This window comes from Aliivibrio finisterrensis, assembly GCF_008933155.1.
GTDB classification, from domain to species: Bacteria; Pseudomonadota; Gammaproteobacteria; order Enterobacterales; family Vibrionaceae; genus Aliivibrio; species Aliivibrio finisterrensis.
The window spans coordinates 26,116-47,473 of sequence record NZ_WBVP01000022.1; the positions used below are offsets into that span (position 1 = coordinate 26,116).

A 21,358-nucleotide genomic window follows, 5' to 3' on the forward strand; every position below is an offset into this window, starting at 1 on the left:
TTTGAAATACGTAGAGCAAATCAGTGACTTTAGTTCAAGGAAAACACGCGGAGCTTATGACCATAAGTGAGCATGTTTGACACAGAAATAAAGGCTCTGAAGCAGCTATAAGGATTTTAAAACATGAATGTATTGATTATTGGTGCCGGCGGTAGAGAGCATGCTTTAGGTTGGAAAGCAGCACAAAATCCAAACGTTGAAACGGTATTTATCGCTCCAGGTAATGCAGGAACAGCGCTTGAACCAAAACTAGAAAACGTAGCGATTGATGTTGAAGACATAACAGCTCTTGTTGCCTTTGCAAAAGAGAAAGCAATTGAGCTAACAATCGTTGGCCCTGAAGCACCATTAGTTATCGGCGTTGTTGATGCATTCCGTGACGCAGGATTACCTATCTTTGGCCCTACAAAAGCAGCGGCACAACTAGAAGGCTCTAAAGCGTTTACTAAGGACTTTTTAGCTCGTCATGATATCCCAACAGGCTCTTATGCAAACTTTACTGAAATTGAACCTGCATTAGCTTACGTGCGTGAACAAGGCGCACCGATTGTCGTTAAAGCCGATGGCCTTGCTGCCGGTAAAGGCGTTATCGTTGCAATGACACTAGAAGAAGCAGAAGACGCGATTAAAGATATGCTAGCGGGCAACGCATTTGGCGAAGCTGGCAGCCGTGTCGTTATTGAAGAGTTTTTAGAAGGTGAAGAAGCAAGCTTTATCGTTATGGTTGATGGCGCAAGTGTTCTACCAATGGCAACTAGTCAAGATCACAAACGTGTAGGCGATAAAGACACTGGCCCTAATACCGGAGGGATGGGCGCGTACTCTCCTGCTCCTGTTGTTACTCCTGAAATCCATAATCGTATTCTAGAAGAAGTTATCTATCCTACGGTTCGTGGAATGGATGCTGAAGGCGCTCCTTACACTGGATTTTTATATGCTGGTTTGATGATTGATGCTGATGGCACGCCAAAAGTCATCGAATACAACTGTCGCTTTGGTGACCCTGAAACGCAACCTATTATGATGCGTATGGAATCGGATCTTGTTGAACTTTGTCTAATGGCTATTGACGAAAAACTGGACGAGGCAGAATCTAAGTGGGATCCACGCGCTTCTATCGGTGTTGTTCTTGCGGCTGGCGGTTACCCTGCTGACTACGCGAAAGGTGACGTTATTTCACTACCAGCAAGCGAAGTTGAAGGACAAAAGATCTTTCACGCAGGTACCACAAATAACGAAGCAGGCGACGTTGTGACAAATGGCGGCCGCGTACTTTGTGCAACAGCATTAGGAAATACAGTCTTAGAAGCTCAGCAACGTGCTTACGAGCTAACAAAACAAGTTAGCTGGAATGGAATGTTTCATCGCAATGACATTGGTTATCGTGCCATTGCGCGTGAATTAGAAGGTAAGTAATCACTTAACCTACAAATAACAGCTCCAGAAAACAAAAAAGGCGCTATCACAGCGCCTTTTTATATCAATGTAGATAAAGAATAAATTTATACTAATGTAACTGATCAGATGATCTATTTTCCTACGCAATAATGATCAGATAATTAATTGAATTAGTATTACTCTTCAATTAATTCCGGTCGCTCTACACAAGTGTAGCTATCATCGGTTAACAACAATAATTCAGACATTTTTAATACTTTTTTATCGCGATTTTTCTCTTCACCTAAAAATGAGATAAAGCTGTCTAAGCCGGATAATCGTGCGACGACAAAATTCGGTAAGATTTGATTAAATTCTAATTGATCGTATTGCTTACCATTACAAGAGTAAAATGTTTCACCATCCCACTCACCTTGATATAAAGCGATGCCTTCCTTATCAAAATTTTCTACATTTGTGATTAAATATTTAGATTGTTCTTGAAATTGAGCGAGTTGATTTGGCATTAATGGAAATATACGACTATCTTTACGATAGCGTTGATACACGGCCTCTCCATTGCCATTATAACGAACGTGCATCATATAAGGGATGAGGCTGCTGTCAGTATTATCTAACATCTCACCTTCACGAACGGCTTCGACTAATACGTTCTTGTCCCAGCGATAAGTTGTTTTATACCAACCATAATCGCCCATAGTAACGTAATCTGACGCACTCAGAGACTGTTGGTTTCGACGTGTATACCAATAGTAACTGGTTGCATCACCTTGGATTTGACCACCGGTTAAGGTGACTGATTTGATTCGTTGTTCAACTGATGGGCTTGATGAACAGCCAAAAAGAAATGCAGAGAAAAGTAAAGTAGAGAGAATGCGTTTCATAAAAATGCCGAGTTAAGGGTTAACTCGGCAAAGTATATCTTAGTTCACTGATTCTTTCAGTGCTTTACCAGCAACAAATGCAGGAACATTCGCAGCTTTGATTTGAATCTCGTCACCAGTCTTAGGGTTGCGACCAGTGCGTGCTGCACGATGATTAACTTTAAAAGTACCAAAGCCGATAAGTTGAACCTGTTCGCCATCTTTAAGTGCGCCAGTTACGCCTTCTAGAGTCGCTTCAAGTGCTGCTTTTGCTTGTGCTTTTGATAGGTCTGCTTTTTCAGCAATAGCATCAATTAACTGGGTTTTATTCATTAGGGTTTCCCTTCTATTTTTTGAAATCCTGTTCACTCTAATGCATAAAGCCCCCACCTGGCAAAGGTTTGTCACACTTCTTGCTACAGAATGCGCGTTCTTTAGACACAAACTGAGTAACGTCTCACAAATTATCACTATTTTTCATTTGTGAGGCATTGCTTTTTGACCTATCAGCACCCATTTTATAAGGGCTTGCTTACTTTTTTGAGATTAATAATGTTTATTTTATCCATCTATATTGCCATTTCTATTAGCGTATCCTTCATTTGTTCTGTGCTTGAGGCTATTTTACTTAGTATCAGTCCAAGCTATTTGGCTCAAATGCGTCAAGAGAACCACCCTGCAGCCGAAAGATTAACGCAATTAAAAAACAATGTAGATCGCCCTTTAGCGTCAATTTTAACCCTAAATACTATTGCCCATACTGCGGGGGCTGCAGCTTCTGGTGCTCAAGCGTCTATCGTTTTTGGTAGTGAGTGGCTAGGTGTTTTCTCCGCGTTCTTAACGTTCGCAATCCTATTATTTTCTGAAATTGTACCGAAAACTATCGGTGCAACCTACTGGCGCCAACTCGCGCCAATGGCTGCAAGAATGCTGCATTGGATGGTGCTGTTATTAAGCCCTGTTGTTTGGGCGTCAGAGCAATTGACTAAACGCTTAGCTCGCGGACATCAAGCGCCAAAATTACGAGATGAAATTGCTGCGATGGCCACGCTTGCAAAAGAGAATGGTGAATTTGCAGAAGGCGAGTCAAAAATCTTAACTAATATTCTAAATATTAGAGATGTACCAGTGACTCAAGTAATGACACCAAGAACAGTGCTATTCCGAGTCAATGCTGAAATGACGGTGGAAGACTTTATAAAAGATTGCGCAGAAACCCCATTTTCACGTCCATTAGTTTACAGTGAAGACAGCGATAACATTGTTGGCTTTATCCATCGCTTAGAATTATTCTCTGCAATGCATAAAGGCCAAGGAAAACGCCTTCTTGGTTCTGTTATGCGCCCAATTCAAGTCGTTATCAGTACTTCAACACTACCAAAAGCATTTGAACACTTAATGAAGCACAGAGCACAGTTAGCGCTCGTGATTGATGAATACGGCACAGTACAAGGCCTACTTACTTTAGAAGATATCTTTGAATATATGGTTGGTGAAGAGATCATTGATGAAGCAGATAAAACTACAGATATGCAGCAACTAGCTCAACAGCGTTGGACTAACTGGAAAAACAAGCACGGTGTTATCGATAATACCGATGTAGAAGAAGAGAAAGAATAGTTAAAGGTGTTAGCAAGCCCCTTTAAATTAAAAAACCGATGAATATTCATCGGTTTTTTTTGTAACGTCAGAAAGTTAGTAATCTAGCTCTAGACCGATATTACTTACATTCTCGTCTCTTAGTTCTTGGCGTAAGTCTTTAATTAAATCAATATCACGCTCTTCTGCTTCACGAAGTGGTCGGAAAATTGCCCACTGGACATCCCATTCTTCACAAATCACATCAATGTCTTTTTGATTTTCATCTGTCACTTCTTCGCCCGTTTGCGCTTCAACCAGCTGAGCAACTGTCATTACTGATAGCTGGCTAATCTTAAACATGGCTTCTTTTAATACATCACGATCTAAGATACCGTGTAAAAAAGTCGATAACGCAACACAAGCATCAATTGCTGGGTAAGTCAGGTAAATTGAATCATCATCTAACTCAGGGATCATTTCTTCTAGCTTTTCTAATTGACGTTCAAAATTAATCTTGGCATTTTTAACGGTCAATAATTCCCAAATACTATCTAGTATAACACGATAGGTTTGAGGCTCAGCAAAGCCGGTTGCTTCACAGTAATGTACGTAATTTGGGTACATACGCTCACATAAAGAAGCCATAAAAGTAATTTGTTGCCATGGTTCAAACTTTTCTAAACGAACTTGGATAGGATTGCGTAACATATACGATTCTACACTATAAAAAAATGACGCTTTAAGTGTACTTGATAACCACGAATGACAAAAGGAAGGTTATGAACAAATTACTTATCATTTCAAAAGAAAAAGAGAAATACCTCTCACTTTTTGAGCTATCGGATCTTCCTGATCTTGAAATTTGTCATGATCTTAGAAAAGCCAATATTATCCTTGCCGATCCACCACTCATTTCTGGTTTACTTAATCAATTTAAATCTGTTGAGTGGCTTCAGTCTACCTTTGCTGGAATCGACGCCCTCATAAAACCGAGCTTACGACAAAACTATTCTCTCACCAATGTTAAAGGGATCTTTGGGCAACAAATCTCTGAATATGTTTTAGGTTATTGCATTCAATATTTTCGCCACTTTTCTTTATATGCTAAACAACAAAAACAAAAGCAGTGGGTACCCCATCACTACTCTTCATTAACTGATAAAGTGATGGTGATCTTGGGAACTGGCTCCATTGGTTGCTACCTTGCAAATTCAGCAAAAGCATTGGGATTTATAGTTCATGGGATTAACCGCTCAGGTATTCCACCAAAAGAATCACCTTTTGAAAAAGTATTCCATATTTCAGAGATTAATGAGGCATTTAAACAAGCGAATGTAATTGTCAGTACTTTACCTAACACAGAGCAAACTAATGCTTTGTTAAATGCGAACACATTAAGTGATTGTAATGGTGGATTGCTGTTTAATGTTGGTCGTGGTGAGGTTATTGATAATTTGGGGTTATTACAGGCGCTAGAAAATGGTTCTCTCTCTCATGCTTTTCTTGATGTATTTATCAATGAGCCATTATCGCAGGAGTGCCCTTACTGGCATCACCCAAATATGACGATAACACCGCATATTGCAGCGCTTAGCTTCCCTGAACAAGTTTTTGAACAGTTCTCTGAAAACTACTTACTTTGGCGTGATGGCTTTTCTTTAAAGAATCTTGTAGATTTTGACAAAGGTTATTAAAAGTAAAATAAAAGCCTGTGATATATCAGGCTTCACTGCATTATGCTTGTGGTGCTGCGGCAAGCTTTGCTCGAATAAACTCAAGATGATCAAGATAAATCAAATCGGATACCTGACGAATTACCGCCTCTTCCATTGGCTCAATCACACCATCGGCATACGCTACCGTCCACATGGCTTCGATTAGATCGTAACGCTCGTTTGGCATCAATGCTCTCAACTTAGTTGTAAACTCATATAAAGACGTTGAGGCCTTACTTTTAGCCGTAGCTTCAAGCAATAAACTCTTTGCTTGTTCGTCGTTAATATCAAATAATTTACTTAATAGCTGTAATTTTGCGTTATCTTCTCTTTCATCATTCTGGTGATCGGCACCTGATACTTCACATAATAAAGACGCCATTGCTAAATGCATCGAAGCGACTTCACCAGCACTACCGTCACTCGCTTCATGCATGACTTTTTTTAATAACGTACTCAATTTCTTAAACATAAAAAACTCTCAATACCGATAATTAATAATATGAACATTTAAGTATAGATCTATTCCAATAAAAAAGGAGACTACAATGAGTCTCCTTTCTATCTAGAATCTTAAACTAAGATTTTATTTATGGTACGGTTTAGATAAATCATGCACCGCTTCCACAAACACTCCAGCATTTTCTGGCGGAACATCTAAATGGATACCGTGACCCAAGTTAAATACGTGACCTGTACCTTCGTTACCAAACCCTTCTAGAATCGTACCTACTTCTTGACGGATACGTTCAGGTTGTGCATAAAGGATTGATGGGTCCATATTACCTTGTAGAGCAACTTTATCACCAATACGAGCTTTTGCATCTGCAATATTAATTGTCCAATCAAGGCCAACCGCATCACAGCCTGTTGCTGCAATTGATTCTAACCACATGCCACCATTCTTAGTGAATAGCGTTACTGGTACTCGGCGACCTTCGTTTTCACGAATTAAGCCATCAACAATCTTATGCATATATTGCAAAGAGAATTCGTTGTAATCACGAGGAGTTAATACGCCCCCCCATGTATCAAATACCATCACAGATTGTGCACCGGCTTTAATTTGCGCGTTTAGGTACTCAATAACCGTATCTGCTAATTTATCTAGTAATAGGTGTAATGTTGCTGGTTCTGCATACATCATTTTTTTGATCTTAGTGAAAGCTTTTGAGCTTCCACCTTCAACCATGTATGTCGCTAGTGTCCAAGGGCTACCAGAAAAACCAATTAATGGTACTTCACCTTTTAGATCTTTACGGATCTGACGTACTGCATTCATTACATATTGCAGCTCACCTTCAGGATCTGGAAGGCCAATTTTAGTTACGTCAGCTTTACAAGTAATTGGACGCTCAAACTTAGGACCTTCGCCTGTTTCAAAGTAGAGTCCTAACCCCATAGCATCAGGAATAGTCAGAATATCTGAAAATAGAATCGCAGCATCTAGAGGAAAACGACGTAGAGGCTGAAGCGTCACTTCAGAAGCAAGCTCTGCATTTTTACACAGAGACATGAAATCACCCGCTTCTGCTCGTGTCGCCTTGTACTCTGGAAGGTATCGACCTGCTTGGCGCATCATCCAAACTGGTGTGTAATCTACTGGTTGTTTTAATAACGCACGTAAATAGCGGTCATTTTTTAATTCTGTCATGATCTTTCCTTATATTAGCTCCTGCTATTGTATCACTCAATGGCGCGAACAAAAGCCCACCTTTGCTATCGAGATCATATTTAATTAATCTTGTTTATGATGCAAATTGTGCAATAGTTAACCTCATGATAGAAATTGCTTTGCTAGTAAAAGAATAACATTAAATTAACAATCATATTTAATTGACAGCATAACAACACCTTACTTACACCCAGTATCTTGATTGGGTGCTTTTTTATTTATGGTATCTAACGTTGCTTCTATGAGCGTTCGTGCAATAGTGCCTTTAGGGGCGAGCTCTGGCAATTGATCTTGGCAATACCATCCGGCTTTCACTAGCTCATTTCTATCGACGTTGATTTCACCTGACTCATAATCTGCCAAGTACCCAACCATAAGGCTTGAAGGAAAAGCCCAAGGCTGACTACCAAAATATCGGACATTGGTAATTTTAATGCCTGTTTCTTCAAATACTTCACGCTCTACCGCCATTTCAAGCGTTTCACCGACCTCAACAAAACCCGCTAAAACCGTAAATAACCCACCTTTATGCCTTTGATGTTGAGCAAGTAAAATCGAATTTTCTCTACGAACCGCTACAATAATAGACGGAAAAATTCTAGGGTAATGCAACTTGCGACATTCATTGCACTGCATGGCGATTTGATTAAGGTTCAGTTGAGTACGGCCACCACATTGAGGGCAAAAACGGAATTCTCGAGCCATAAATCCATATTGAATCGCTTTACTGAATAATAAAAACTCAGTTTCTTTATATTCTAATAAGTCTCTTAAATTCATATAAGAAAGTGTTTGCTCAACTGACTCATCATTTAACCACATAACAGGATAACCATTGTGTTTTCCTATACATACGGCTTGCTCAAAAGGCAATTTAAAATCACTTGCACTGCCGTAAGGGAGACCATCTGTCTCTAGCCAAATAGTAGAATCATTGACGACACACCAGTAGACTTTTGTATGTTGGTTTAACATCTTTATCACAACCCTCTTGCAGCCTTTAATATTTACTGGCAATCTTAATGAATATAGTAATGAGAGTATATATAAGAACTTTGGTTTATTGCTTGCAACTACAAGGATATCGTTATGCTGACTAAACTAAATAAATTCCAAGAGCAGTGGGGTGGTAATAACGATGTTATTGATCACTGGCTTTCGACTCGACAAGATCTATTGGTTGAGTTCTGTAAATTAGCAGGCTTACCCCCTTTCGATTCATCGACTCCATCCCTCCCTACTTTCTCGTCAATTCAATCTTTTACTCAGCATTTGATTGATTATATTTCAGAAGGTCATTTTAAAATTTACAACATGGTAATGGCGAAATGGGATGCAACAGGTTTTTCTCCTACGGAAGATATGAGTCAAATTTACGCTAATATCACTAAAACCACCGATCCGATCCTAAACTTTACAGATAAATACTCAAAAGAAGACGAAGCGCTTTTATTGACTGATTTTGATAAAGATTTTTCAAAAATAGGTGAGATTATTGAAATGAGGTTTGAGCTAGAGGATGGATTAATCGAGCTGATTGCCAGCAGTTTAAGTCACCCACCCGGCGCATAAATGGCAAAAATAGAGCACTTAAAGTTATTTAATAGCTTATCGCAAATTCGTGGAATTGAAAACAACATGGCAACACAACTTTTTTATCAGTTTTTCTCGAAGTTAAAAGTATGCCTCATTATATTATTGTGAAGCGATTAATAACAAAAGTAAGCTAATTAAAGGATAGAGTATAGTTACAGAGATATGAACTATTTCTTATGAAGATAAAAGCAACTTTCCCCGGGAAGTTATAATGAACCAAAAAAAACCCTGCATCTCTGCAGGGTTTTTTATTTGCGCTTATTAAATCAATTACTCTTCAGAAGAGAAACCTGCATTTAATAGAGCTGCTAAGTTGTCCGTCGCTTGCTCAGCAGATGGAGCTGCTTGCTCTGCTGTTTTTTGCTTTTGACGTTCTTGGTGGTATGCGAAACCTGTACCCGCTGGAATTAGACGACCAACGATTACGTTTTCTTTCAGACCACGTAGTTCATCACGCTTACCAGAAACCGCAGCTTCAGTAAGTACGCGCGTCGTTTCTTGGAACGATGCAGCAGAGATGAACGACTCAGTAGCAAGAGACGCTTTAGTAATACCTAGTAGATCACGACCGAAACGTGCTGGTTGTTTGCCTTCTGCTTCAAGCAGACGGTTTGCAATCGTTACGTTAGCGAATTCTAGTTGCTCACCTTCAAGGAAAGTAGAGTCACCAGAATGTGTAATCGTACACTTACGTAGCATTTGACGAACGATAGTTTCAATGTGCTTATCATTAATCTTAACGCCTTGTAAGCGGTAAACTTCTTGAACTTCGTTAGTGATGTATTCAGTAACTGCATGGATACCACGTAAACGTAGGATATCATGTGGAGTTTCTGGACCATCAGAGATAACGTCACCACGTTCAACTTTATCACCATCAAAGATGTTAAGTTGACGGTGCTTATGAATCATTTCTTCATAAACTTCGCCGTTATCGTCACGAGTGATCAATAAGCGTACTTTACCTTTAGTTTCTTTACCAAACGCAACAATACCTGCGTGCTCAGCAAGAATTGCTGGCTCTTTAGGTTTACGAGCTTCAAATAAGTCCGCAACGCGTGGAAGACCACCGGTAATATCTTTAGTACCACTTGACGCTTGAGGAATACGAGCTAGTGTTTCACCGATACCTACGTTACCGCCATCTGCAAGGTTAACAATCGCCTTACCAGGTAGGAAGTATTGTGCTGGCATTTCAGTGCCAGGGATCATGATATCACGACCATTCGCATCAACAAGTTTCACTGTTGGACGCATGTCTTTACCAGCAGAAGCTCGTTCAGCCGCATCAAGGATTACAATTGAAGATAGACCAGTTAACTCATCAGTTTGAGTTGTGATCGTAACACCATCAATCATGTCCACGAATTGAACCTGACCTTGTACTTCTGTGATGATTGGCATTGTATGCGGGTCCCAAGAAGCGATCTTATCGCCTTGAACCACCGCATCGCCATCTTTCTTAGAAAGAATAGTACCGTAAGAAAGCTTATAGCTCTCTTTCGTACGGCCATGCTCATCAATAACGGTTAATTCAGAAGCACGAGAAGTAATAACTAAGTTACCTTCGCCATTCGTTACGTGCTTAGCATTATGAAGTTTAATCGAACCAGTCGTTTTAACTTGAATGCTGTTGTCTGCTGCTGCCGTAGATGCCGCACCACCGATGTGGAACGTACGCATCGTTAGCTGTGTACCTGGTTCACCGATTGATTGAGCAGCAATAACACCTACTGCCTCACCTTGGTTTACCATATGGCCACGAGCCAAGTCACGACCGTAACAGTTTGCACAACAACCGAAGTCAGCTTCACAGCTTACTACTGAACGTACTTTAATTTGGTCAACTGAGTTATCTTCAACGATTTGACACTGCTTCTCATCAAGAAGCGTGTTACGTGGAAGAAGGATCTCATCTGTACCAGGTTTCAATACATCTTCAGCAACCACACGACCTAGAACACGCTCGTGTAGAGGTTCTTTAACATCACCGCCTTCAATTAGAGGGATCATGGTCACACCTTCGTATGTACCACAGTCATCTAAGTGAACAACTACATCTTGAGCAACGTCTACTAAACGACGAGTCAGGTAACCTGAGTTCGCTGTTTTAAGTGCTGTATCGGCAAGACCTTTACGCGCACCGTGCGTTGAGATGAAGTATTGGTTTACGTTTAGACCTTCACGGAAGTTCGCCGTGATCGGTGTTTCGATGATTGAACCATCTGGTTTAGCCATCAGACCACGCATACCTGCTAGCTGACGAATCTGAGCTGCAGAACCACGAGCACCGGAGTCGGCCATCATGTAAACGCTGTTAAACGATTCTTGTTGCTCTTCTTCACCATCGCGGTTAAGCACTGTTTCTGAAGACAGGTTATCCATCATCTCTTTAGCAACTTGTTCGTTTGTTGCTGCCCAGATATCGATAACTTTGTTGTAACGTTCGCCCGCAGTTACAAGACCAGATTGGTACTGTTCTTGAATTTGCTTAACTTCTTCTTCTGCATCAGCAACTTTCGTGTACTTAGCATCAGGAATAACCATATCATCGATACCAACAGACGCACCTGATAATGCTGCGTATGCAAAACCTGTATACATGATTTGGTCAGCAAACACTACTGTGTCTTTAAGGCCAAGAGTACGGTACGCTTCGTTTAGTAGGTTAGAGATTTGCTTCTTACCTAACTTCTGGTTAATGATGCTGTAAGGAAGACCTTCTGGAACGATCTGCCATAGCATTGCACGACCAACAGTCGTATCAACCAGTTTAGTTTCACGAGTCTCAATACCGTTCTCATCACGAATAACTTCAGTGATACGAACTTTAACGCGAGCATGTAGCTCAGCAACACCTGTACGGTATGCTTTTTCAGCTTCAGCAAAACCTTCAAGGTACATGCCTTCGCCTTTCGCGTTAATTTTTTCACGTGTCATGTAGTACAGACCTAATACAACGTCCTGAGAAGGTACGATGATTGGGTCACCTGATGCTGGCGACAGAATGTTGTTTGTCGACATCATAAGGGTACGTGCTTCTAATTGAGCTTCCAGAGTTAGAGGTACGTGTACCGCCATCTGGTCACCATCGAAGTCGGCGTTATATGCCGCACACACTAGTGGGTGAAGCTGAATCGCTTTACCTTCGATTAGTACTGGTTCAAACGCTTGAATACCAAGACGGTGAAGTGTTGGTGCACGGTTAAGCAATACTGGGTGTTCACGAATTACGTCATCTAGGATATCCCAAACGATCGCTTCTTCACGCTCTACCATTTTCTTAGCAGCTTTAATTGTCGTAGCAAGACCACGGCCTTCTAATTTGCTATAGATAAATGGTTTAAATAGTTCAAGTGCCATCTTCTTAGGAAGACCACACTGATGTAGACGAAGTGTTGGACCTACTGTAATTACAGAACGACCAGAGTAGTCTACACGTTTACCAAGCAAGTTCTGACGGAAACGACCTTGCTTACCCTTGATCATATCAGCAAGAGATTTCAGAGGACGCTTATTAGAACCTGTGATCGCACGACCACGACGACCGTTATCAAGCAGCGCATCAACAGACTCTTGCAGCATACGTTTTTCATTACGTACGATGATGTCTGGTGCAGCTAGGTCTAAAAGACGCTTCAAACGGTTGTTACGGTTAATCACACGACGGTATAAGTCATTTAGATCAGACGTAGCAAAACGACCGCCATCTAGTGGAACTAGAGGACGAAGATCTGGCGGAAGAACTGGTAGTACAGTAAGGATCATCCATTCTGGGTTGTTACCAGATTGAACAAACGCTTCTACTAGTTTCAGACGCTTAGTCAATTTTTTACGTTTTGTTTCAGAGTTAGTAGTTTCTAACTCTTCACGCATATTTTCAATCTCAGCGTGCATATCCATAGAAGCAAGTAAATCTTTAATTGCTTCAGCACCCATCTTAGCGATGAATTCGTCACCGAATTCTTCTAGCTTATCAAGGTACTCTTCTTCTGAAAGAAGTTGGCTGCGCTCTAGATCAGTCATACCTGGCTCAGTAACCACATATGATTCAAAGTAAAGTACACGCTCAATATCACGTAGCGGAATGTCCATTAACAAACCAATACGAGACGGCAGTGACTTCAGGAACCAGATGTGCGCAACTGGAGACGCTAATTCGATGTGGCCCATACGGTCACGACGAACTTTAGTTTGCGTTACTTCTACGCCACATTTTTCACAGATAACACCACGGTGCTTAAGGCGTTTGTATTTACCACATAAGCATTCGTAGTCTTTAACTGGGCCAAAGATACGTGCACAGAAAAGACCGTCACGTTCTGGCTTAAAGGTACGATAGTTGATTGTTTCTGGCTTTTTAACTTCACCAAAAGACCATGAACGAATTTGGTCAGGTGAAGCAAGACCGATTTTGATTGCATCAAATTCTTCAGTCTTATGTTGTGCTTTCAGAAACTTTAATAAGTCTTTCACATTCGGCTCCTGTAAGGAGAAAAAAGGCGCTCGGCGAGCGCCTTATATTCTACCGGACAATCTCAATGAGATTATTCTTCGTCTTCTAACTCGATATTGATACCAAGTGAGCGGATCTCTTTCAACAATACGTTGAATGATTCTGGCATACCTGGTTCCATACGATGATCGCCATCTACGATGTTCTTATACATCTTAGTACGACCGTTCACGTCATCCGACTTAACGGTTAGCATTTCTTGTAGAGTATAAGCGGCACCATATGCTTCAAGTGCCCATACTTCCATCTCACCGAAACGCTGACCACCAAACTGAGCTTTACCACCAAGTGGTTGCTGAGTTACAAGGCTGTAAGAGCCGGTAGAACGTGCGTGCATCTTGTCATCAACTAAGTGGTTTAGTTTTAGCATGTACATGTAACCAACAGTTACAGGACGCTCAAACGCATCACCAGTACGACCATCAAACAGTTTCAACTGGCCAGATTCAGGCAGATCAACAAGTTTTAATAGCTCTTTAATTGATGCTTCTGGAGCACCATCAAAGATTGGTGTTGCGATTGGTAAACCACCGCGTAAGTTCTTAATTAATGTACGAACTTCGTCATCAGACAATGCAGCGATGTCTACTTCTTGGCGAGTTTCACCAAGATCGTATACTTTTTGTAAGAAGTTACGGAACTTATGTAGTTCTTGTTGCTCTTTAAGCATTTGGTTGATCTTATCACCAACGCCTTTCGCAGCAAGACCCATATGAACTTCAAGGATTTGACCGATGTTCATACGAGAAGGTACACCCAGTGGGTTCAGTACGATATCTACTGGCTGACCTTTTTCATCATAAGGCATGTCTTCAACAGGGTTGATCTTAGAGATTACACCCTTGTTACCATGACGACCCGCCATCTTATCACCAGGCTGAATACGACGTTTTACCGCTAGGTAAACTTTAACGATTTTCAGTACGCCCGGTGCAAGATCATCACCTTGAGTGATCTTACGACGTTTAGTTTCGAATTTCTTATCGAACTCTGCTTTAAGCTCATCATATTGCTCAGCAAGCTGCTCAAGTTGATTTTGTTGTGATTCATCATCAAGAGTGATTTCTAACCACTGCTTACGATCCATCGCATCAAGCTTAACTTCAGAAGTACCTGCAGCAAGTAGAAGTGTGCGAACACGTGCTAATAAGCCACCTTCAAGAATCTGGAACTCTTCAGTGATGTCTTTCTTAGCTTCTTTAAGCTGCATTTGTTCGATTTCTAGAGCACGTTTGTCTTTTTCAACACCATCACGAGTAAATACTTGTACATCAATGATAGTACCTGAAACAGAGTTTGGTACACGTAGAGAAGAATCTTTAACATCAGATGCTTTTTCACCGAAGATAGCTCGTAGTAGCTTCTCCTCAGGAGTCAGTTGAGTTTCACCTTTAGGCGTTACTTTACCAACTAGGATGTCACCACCCTTAACTTCAGCACCAATGTAAACAATACCTGATTCATCAAGTTTAGACAGTGCAGCTTCACCTACGTTAGGGATATCTGCAGTGATCTCTTCTGAACCAAGTTTAGTATCACGAGCCACACAAGATAGTTCTTGAATATGGATTGTCGTGAAACGGTCTTCCTGAACTACACGCTCAGATACAAGGATTGAATCCTCGAAGTTATAACCATTCCAAGGCATGAACGCGATACGCATGTTCTGACCAAGTGCAAGCTCACCAAGATCCGTTGAAGGACCATCAGCAAGTACATCACCACGAGTTACAGGTTCACCAGGAAGTACTGTAGGACGTTGGTTGATACACGTATTTTGGTTAGAACGAGTGTATTTAGTTAAGTTGTAGATATCGATACCAGCTTCGCCAGGTACTAATTCTTCTTCGTTCACTTTAATAACGATACGAGAAGCATCTACTGACTGAACCATACCGCCACGTTTAGCAACAGCAGTTACACCTGAGTCAACAGCTACATTACGTTCAATACCAGTACCAACTAAAGGCTTATCAGCTCTTAGTGTAGGAACCGCTTGACGTTGCATGTTCGCACCCATTAGGGCACGGTTCGCATCATCGTGTTCTAGGAACGGGATAAGCGATGCAGCTACAGATACAACTTGGTTTGTCGCGACATCCATATATTGGATGTGTTCACGTGGGTGCAGTCCAGATTCACCTTTCTGACGAGCGATGATTAATTCATCAGCAAAAGTACCTTCTTCTGTTAACACGGCGTTCGCCTGTGCAATAACAAAAGTACCTTCCTCGATAGCAGATAGGTAATCAACATCTTCAGTAACAACACCATCAACAACACGACGGTATGGAGTTTCTAGGAAACCATACTCGTTACATTGTGCAAATGCTGACAATGAGTTAATTAGACCGATGTTTGGACCTTCAGGTGTTTCGATTGGACATAGGCGACCGTAGTGAGTCGCGTGTACATCACGAACTTCGAAACCAGCACGCTCACGAGTTAGACCGCCAGGACCTAAAGCAGAAATACGACGCTTATGCGTAACTTCTGACAATGGGTTGTTTTGGTCCATAAACTGAGATAGCTGTGAAGAGCCAAAGAATTCTTTAACTGCAGCTGAAATCGGTTTAGCATTGATAAGATCTTGAGGCATAATTGCATCAAGGTCACCAAGACTTAAACGCTCACGAACAGCACGTTCTACACGAACTAGACCAACACGGAATTGGTTTTCTGCCATTTCGCCAACAGAACGAATACGACGGTTACCAAGGTGATCGATATCATCAACCTCGCCTTTACCGTTACGAATATCGATCAGTTTACGCATAACCTCGATGATATCTGTCTCATCAAGAATGCCAACGCCTTCGTCATTATCACGGCCAATTGAGCTATTAAACTTCATACGACCAACAGTCGATAGGTCATAGCGATCTTCAGAGAAGAATAGGCTTTCAAATAATGCTTCAGCAGCTTCTTTTGTTGGTGGCTCGCCAGGGCGCATCATTCTGTAGATTTCAACAAGAGCCGATAAACGGTCAACCGTTGAATCTGCACGTAATGTGTCAGAAATATATGCACCATGATCAAGATCATTCGTAAATAATACTTCGATCTTTTTATGGCCAGCTTGAGATAAATTAGCAAGATCTTCTAAGCTAAACTCTTGGTTAGCGGCAACAATGATCTCACCAGTGTCTTCATTCACATAATCGTGAGAAGCCACTTTACCTACGATATAATCTACTGGTACTTCGATATAATTTACTTCGTCTTTCGTCAATTGACGAATATGACGCGCAGTAATACGACGACCGGCTTCAACATAAACTTTGCCGTCCGACTCAATATCAAATGTTGCAGTCTCACCACGTAAACGCTCAGGAAGTAATTCCATCATTAGCGTTTGATCTTTCACTTCAAATACAACTTTATCGAAGAATAGATCTAAGATTTCTTCAGTTGTCTTGCGAAGTGCACGTAAGATGATCGTTGCTGGTAATTTACGACGACGGTCGATACGTACGAATAAGTTATCCTTAGGATCAAATTCGAAATCTAACCATGAACCACGGTAAGGAATTACACGTGCGTTATAAAGAACTTTACCAGATGAATGGGTTTTACCCTTATCGCTGTCGAAGAAGACACCTGGGCTGCGGTGCAGCTGGGATACGATAACCCTTTCAGTACCATTGATTACAAAAGTACCATTGTCTGTCATAAGCGGAATTTCGCCCATGTAGACTTCTTGTTCTTTAATGTCTTTTACCGTGCCTGCAGGTGCGTCTTTATCGTACACAACTAGACGTAATTTCACACGTAGTGGTGCAGAATATGTAACACCGCGAATTTGACATTCTTTTACGTCAAACTCTGGTTCACGGAGATTGTAGCTAACGTATTCTAGCTTAGAGTTGCCATTATAGCTCTGAATTGGAAAAACAGAACGGAAAGCAGCCTCAAGACCGTATTGCCCTTCAGGATCTTGCTCGATAAACTTAGTAAAAGAATCAAGCTGGATCGATAGCAAGTATGGTATGTCCAACACTTGTGGACGCTTACCAAAATCCTTACGGATGCGCTTTTTCTCTGTATAAGAGTAAACCATGGGGTTCCTCAGCTCGCTGATAAGTGACCCGAACCGTCCGCCTTCGAAAGGTTGGGACAGTGACTAATAACACTGTTTTCTGTAGGACATAATCTCTGATTGAAATTATGTTTTTTGCTCGGATATAGGGACTTTAAACAGTGTGAAATTACCCTACACCCTACAGCGCAAAAAGGCCGGTGGTTAATAAACCACCAGCCATTAGCCGTTAGGCTATGAAACTAAGTAATAATTACTTGATTTCAACAGAAGCACCAGCTTCTTCTAACTGAGCTTTAAGAGCTTCAGCTTCAGCTTTGTCAACGCCTTCTTTTAGAGGTGCTGGAGCTGAGTCTACAAGACCTTTAGCTTCTTTAAGACCTAGGCCAGTTGCGCCACGTACAGCTTTGATAACTTGTACTTTGTTTGCGCCAGCAGAAGTTAGGATAACGTCAAATTCAGTTTGCTCTTCAGCAGCGTCGCCCGCAGCTGCGCCACCTGCAACTACTGCAGCAGCAGCAGAAACACCAAATTTTTCTTCCATAGCTTCGATAAGCTCAACAACTTGCATTACAGACATTTCTGCAACTGCGTCTAGGATTTGCTCGTTAGTAATAGACATAACAATTCTCTTTTAAGTCAACAATAATTTATTTTGTAATCAAATAAAGCAGGGCTTATGCCGCAGCTTCTTCTTTTTGATCACGAACAGCAGCGATAGTACGTACCAATTTAGCAGCAGAAGCTTCTTTCATGCACATCATTAGGCGTGCGATAGCTTCGTCGTAAGTTGGTAGTGTCGCTAGTACATCAGCATCAGTAACTACGCCTTCAAATGCAGCAGCTTTGATCTCGAAGTCTTTATTCTCTTTAGCAAAGTCTTTAAAAAGACGTGCTGCAGCACCTGGGTGCTCATTAGAGAATGCAAGTAGAGATGGACCAGTAAATGTGTCTTGTAGACACTCGTACTGAGTACCTTCTACTGCACGACGTGCTAAAGTGTTACGAACAACTCTCATGTAAACACCCGCTTCACGCGCTTGTTTACGTAGAGAAGTCATCGCGCCAACAGCAACGCCACGAGAATCAGCTACAACTGCAGAAAGTGCACCACTGGCTGCTTCGTTGACTTCAGCAACAATTGCTTTTTTGTCTTGAAGATTTAAAGCCATTTGGATTAACCTCTGGTTGTGATTACACCACTCACTACAAAATTGTAGGAGAGTAATTACGATGCATTCCCAGAAAACCAATTTAAAAAACTAGCTTTTAGTTCGGGCACCGTCTACGCAGGCTTTATTAAGCTCTTGCGAGCACCTACGGTCTTGGACGGAGACTATTTAATATAAAATTAAACAGCCCCAACCATAAATTTGATAAGCGCAGAATTATACATTAATTCTACACTTTTGCAAATTAGTTTGTAGCAGTATCTAAAGTCGCTTGATCTAGAGATACACCAGCACCCATTGTAGTTGAGATGCTTACCTTCTTCAGGAAAGTACCTTTCGCTGAAGTTGGTTTTGCTTTCTTAAGTGCAACTAAAAGAGCTTCTAGGTTCTCTTTAAGTTGAGCAGCATCAAAATCCACTTTACCGATAGTAGTATGGATGATGCCGTTTTTGTCGTTACGGTAACGAACCTGACCAGCTTTAGCATTTTTAACTGCTTCAGCAACGTTAGGAGTTACAGTACCAACTTTAGGGTTTGGCATAAGACCGCGAGGACCTAGGATAGTACCTAGTTGACCAACAACGCGCATTGCATCAGGAGAAGCAACAACAACGTCAAAGTTCATTTCGCCTTTCTTAACTAGCTCAGCAAGATCTTCCATGCCTACTAGATCAGCGCCAGCTTCTTTAGCTGCTTCTGCGTTTGCACCTTGAGTAAACACAGCAACACGGATGTCACGACCAGTACCGTGAGGTAGTACAGTTGCACCACGTACGTTTTGGTCTGATTTACGTGCATCAATGCCAAGGTTAACAGCAACGTCAACGCTTTCATTGAATTTAGCAGTAGCTAGTTCTTTTAGAAGAGCAACAGCTTCATTGATTTCGTAGTCTTTAGTAACTTCCACTTTTTCGCGGATATTACGCATACGCTTAGTAAGTTTAGCCATTCTATTAACCCTCTACCACTAGACCCATTGAACGAGCAGTACCAGCAATTGAACGCTTCATAGCTTCAATGTCAGCACCAGTCATGTCCGCAGCTTTAGTTTCTGCGATCTCTTGTAACTGAGCGTCAGTAACAGTACCAACTTTCTCAGTGTTTGGACGACCTGAACCAGACTTAACGCCTGCAGCTTTCTTAAGAAGAACTGCTGCTGGTGGAGTCTTAGTTACAAATGTGAAAGAACGGTCGTTGTATACAGAGATAACAACTGGGATCGGTAGACCTTTCTCAACAGATTCTGTTCTTGCGTTAAACGCTTTACAGAATTCCATGATGTTCACACCGTGTTGACCTAGAGCAGGACCAACTGGTGGACTTGGGTTCGCCATACCTGCTGCAACTTGCAGTTTGATATAAGCTTCAACTTTCTTAGCCATAATATTTCCTAATTTTGGGTTCAAACGCCATCCAACTGGATTAGCTCCCCGTTAACAAAAACGCGCGAGATTATAGTAATAATTCGCGCGCTTTACAATAGCTTTGCTGATTTTTCGATCAGTTTTTTTCTACTTGGCTAAACTCAAGTTCAACAGGAGTTGCACGACCAAAAATAGAAACAGAAACTTTGATTCGACTCTTCTCGTAGTCTACTTCTTCAACAGTACCATTAAAGTCAGCAAATGGGCCTTCCGTAACACGTACCACTTCACCAGCTTCAAATAATGTCTTAGGACGAGGAGCTTCGCTCGCTTGCTCAAGACGATTTAAGATGGCATCAGCTTCTTTGTCTGTAATTGGCGCAGGGCGATCCGAAGTACCACCAATGAACCCCATTACACGTGGAATACTACGTACTAAGTGCCATGATTCATCATTCATGATCATTTGCACTAAAACGTAACCAGGGAAAAATTTACGTTCGCTTTTACGACGTTGGCCAGCACGCATTTCTACCACTTCTTCAGTTGGTACTAGTACTTCACCAAATAACTCTTCCATGTTATGCATTTTAATATGTTCGCGTAGCGATTGAGATACACGACCTTCAAAACCTGAAAAGGCTTGAACTACATACCAACGTTTCTTTGGAGCTTCACTCATGATCACTTATCCTCAAACACCTGTGATTAAGCCAATTAGTCTGACCATAATACCATCAATACCCCATAAAATCAGAGCCATTACGATACATACAGCTAGAACAATGAAAGTTGTTTGTGTTGTTTCTTGGCGTGTAGGCCAAATAACCTTTCTAACTTCCATTCTTGATTCACGAGCAAATGCAATTGCAGTTTGACCTTTTGCTGTGAAAGCAGCAATACCACCAGCAGCAGCAATTAATGCAACCACACCGGCAGCTCGAATAACAACAGATAAATCAGCTAGTAAGTAATTACCAACAACAGCAGCAGATAATAGAACTAAAACAAGTAACCATTTTACTGTATCAGCTGCGCCTGAAGTTTCTGTTGTCTCAGTATTTGTTTTCATAAACCAACCTGTGACATAACCATAATTTACTTCTATCACTTGATAGAAATTGTTAACCAGACTTAATATAGCCTAGTATCTTCATTCCATAAACCAACAATTTCGTTGATTCATCTGCGCTGTACTGTGTATTTTCTAAAAATGCAAAACAACACACAATACAACGCAGAAAAAGGGCATCAAATGATGCCCTTTTTACTAGTATTTAGTCAAATCTTAAGCAAAGATTTTAGCAACAACACCAGCACCAACTGTACGGCCACCTTCACGGATTGCGAAGCGTAAACCTTCGTCCATTGCGATTGGAGCAATTAGCTCAACCGTCATTTGAACGTTGTCACCAGGCATTACCATTTCAACACCTTCT

At 41.2% G+C, this 21,358-nt stretch carries 19 protein-coding genes; 4 read left to right on the plus strand and 15 right to left on the minus strand.

What is annotated here, in order from left to right:
• Nucleotides 1-123 precede the first annotated feature (123 nt).
• Nucleotides 124-1,416: a phosphoribosylamine--glycine ligase gene (purD, locus tag F8B77_RS15405; protein WP_151656378.1), complete on the plus strand. Its 1,293-nt coding sequence runs from the start codon at nt 124-126 to the stop codon at nt 1,414-1,416.
• Between the two features lie 158 nt (nt 1,417-1,574).
• On the opposite strand, the gene F8B77_RS15410 is transcribed toward purD, so the two are convergent.
• Complete coding sequence (locus tag F8B77_RS15410) at nt 1,575-2,282, minus strand: DUF1481 domain-containing protein (protein WP_151656380.1); 708 nt, start codon at nt 2,280-2,282, stop codon at nt 1,575-1,577.
• Nucleotides 2,283-2,321: 39 nt separating this feature from the next.
• A complete protein-coding gene (locus F8B77_RS15415) occupies nt 2,322-2,594 on the minus strand; it encodes an HU family DNA-binding protein (RefSeq protein ID WP_122033826.1) in 273 nt (90 codons plus the stop codon).
• Nucleotides 2,595-2,813: 219 nt separating this feature from the next.
• Between F8B77_RS15415 and F8B77_RS15420 the strand changes: the two genes are divergently transcribed.
• Entirely contained in the window at nt 2,814-3,881 is a 1,068-nt protein-coding gene (locus F8B77_RS15420; protein WP_130048511.1) for a CNNM domain-containing protein, read from the plus strand.
• Nucleotides 3,882-3,956: 75 nt separating this feature from the next.
• Here the strand turns inward: F8B77_RS15420 and F8B77_RS15425 are convergent, their stop codons facing one another.
• Nucleotides 3,957-4,550, minus strand: coding sequence for a YjaG family protein (locus F8B77_RS15425; RefSeq protein ID WP_151656382.1), 594 nt, complete (start codon nt 4,548-4,550; stop codon nt 3,957-3,959).
• A gap of 71 nt (nt 4,551-4,621) precedes the next feature.
• Here F8B77_RS15425 and F8B77_RS15430 point away from each other — a divergent pair, with 71 nt between their 5' ends.
• Nucleotides 4,622-5,536, plus strand: a complete 915-nt coding sequence (locus F8B77_RS15430) for a D-2-hydroxyacid dehydrogenase (protein ID WP_151656384.1) — start codon at nt 4,622-4,624, stop codon at nt 5,534-5,536.
• Between the two features lie 40 nt (nt 5,537-5,576).
• Here the strand turns inward: F8B77_RS15430 and F8B77_RS15435 are convergent, their stop codons facing one another.
• From F8B77_RS15435 to nudC, 3 genes are all read right to left on the minus strand, one after another.
• Entirely contained in the window at nt 5,577-6,029 is a 453-nt protein-coding gene (locus F8B77_RS15435; protein WP_151656386.1) for a tellurite resistance TerB family protein, read from the minus strand.
• A gap of 114 nt (nt 6,030-6,143) precedes the next feature.
• Nucleotides 6,144-7,211, minus strand: a complete 1,068-nt coding sequence (gene hemE / locus F8B77_RS15440; RefSeq protein ID WP_045103104.1) for a uroporphyrinogen decarboxylase — start codon at nt 7,209-7,211, stop codon at nt 6,144-6,146.
• 201 nt (nt 7,212-7,412) lie between these two features.
• Complete coding sequence (gene nudC, locus F8B77_RS15445; protein ID WP_151656388.1) at nt 7,413-8,207, minus strand: NAD(+) diphosphatase; 795 nt, start codon at nt 8,205-8,207, stop codon at nt 7,413-7,415.
• Nucleotides 8,208-8,321: 114 nt separating this feature from the next.
• On the opposite strand from nudC, the gene rsd reads away from it, so the two are divergent.
• On the plus strand, nt 8,322-8,804 hold the full coding sequence (gene rsd, locus F8B77_RS15450) for a sigma D regulator (RefSeq protein WP_151656390.1): 483 nt from the start codon (nt 8,322-8,324) through the stop codon (nt 8,802-8,804).
• A 294-nt stretch (nt 8,805-9,098) separates the two neighbouring features.
• Here rsd and rpoC read toward each other — a convergent pair whose 3' ends face one another.
• The 9 genes from rpoC to F8B77_RS15500 form a co-directional block, all read right to left on the minus strand.
• Nucleotides 9,099-13,304 (minus strand): DNA-directed RNA polymerase subunit beta', encoded by a 4,206-nt coding sequence (rpoC, locus tag F8B77_RS15455; protein WP_151656392.1) that lies wholly within the window; start codon nt 13,302-13,304, stop codon nt 9,099-9,101.
• Between the two features lie 71 nt (nt 13,305-13,375).
• Nucleotides 13,376-17,404, minus strand: coding sequence for a DNA-directed RNA polymerase subunit beta (rpoB, locus tag F8B77_RS15460; protein WP_151656394.1), 4,029 nt, complete (start codon nt 17,402-17,404; stop codon nt 13,376-13,378).
• Nucleotides 17,405-17,636: 232 nt separating this feature from the next.
• The gene (gene rplL / locus F8B77_RS15465) at nt 17,637-18,005 is read right to left on the minus strand and encodes a 50S ribosomal protein L7/L12 (RefSeq protein ID WP_151656396.1); all 369 of its coding nucleotides are present in this window, start codon (nt 18,003-18,005) and stop codon (nt 17,637-17,639) included.
• A 55-nt stretch (nt 18,006-18,060) separates the two neighbouring features.
• A complete protein-coding gene (gene rplJ / locus F8B77_RS15470) occupies nt 18,061-18,555 on the minus strand; it encodes a 50S ribosomal protein L10 (protein WP_130049332.1) in 495 nt (164 codons plus the stop codon).
• A 244-nt stretch (nt 18,556-18,799) separates the two neighbouring features.
• Entirely contained in the window at nt 18,800-19,504 is a 705-nt protein-coding gene (gene rplA, locus F8B77_RS15475) for a 50S ribosomal protein L1 (RefSeq protein WP_130049333.1), read from the minus strand.
• A 4-nt stretch (nt 19,505-19,508) separates the two neighbouring features.
• Nucleotides 19,509-19,937, minus strand: a complete 429-nt coding sequence (gene rplK / locus F8B77_RS15480; RefSeq protein ID WP_130043788.1) for a 50S ribosomal protein L11 — start codon at nt 19,935-19,937, stop codon at nt 19,509-19,511.
• 118 nt (nt 19,938-20,055) lie between these two features.
• A complete protein-coding gene (gene nusG, locus F8B77_RS15485; RefSeq protein WP_130043787.1) occupies nt 20,056-20,601 on the minus strand; it encodes a transcription termination/antitermination protein NusG in 546 nt (181 codons plus the stop codon).
• Nucleotides 20,602-20,613: 12 nt separating this feature from the next.
• Nucleotides 20,614-20,991 (minus strand): preprotein translocase subunit SecE, encoded by a 378-nt coding sequence (secE, locus tag F8B77_RS15490; protein WP_130043786.1) that lies wholly within the window; start codon nt 20,989-20,991, stop codon nt 20,614-20,616.
• Between the two features lie 216 nt (nt 20,992-21,207).
• On the minus strand, nt 21,208-21,358 hold a 151-nt coding region (locus tag F8B77_RS15500), incomplete at its 5' end, for an EF-Tu C-terminal domain-related protein (RefSeq protein ID WP_456294023.1).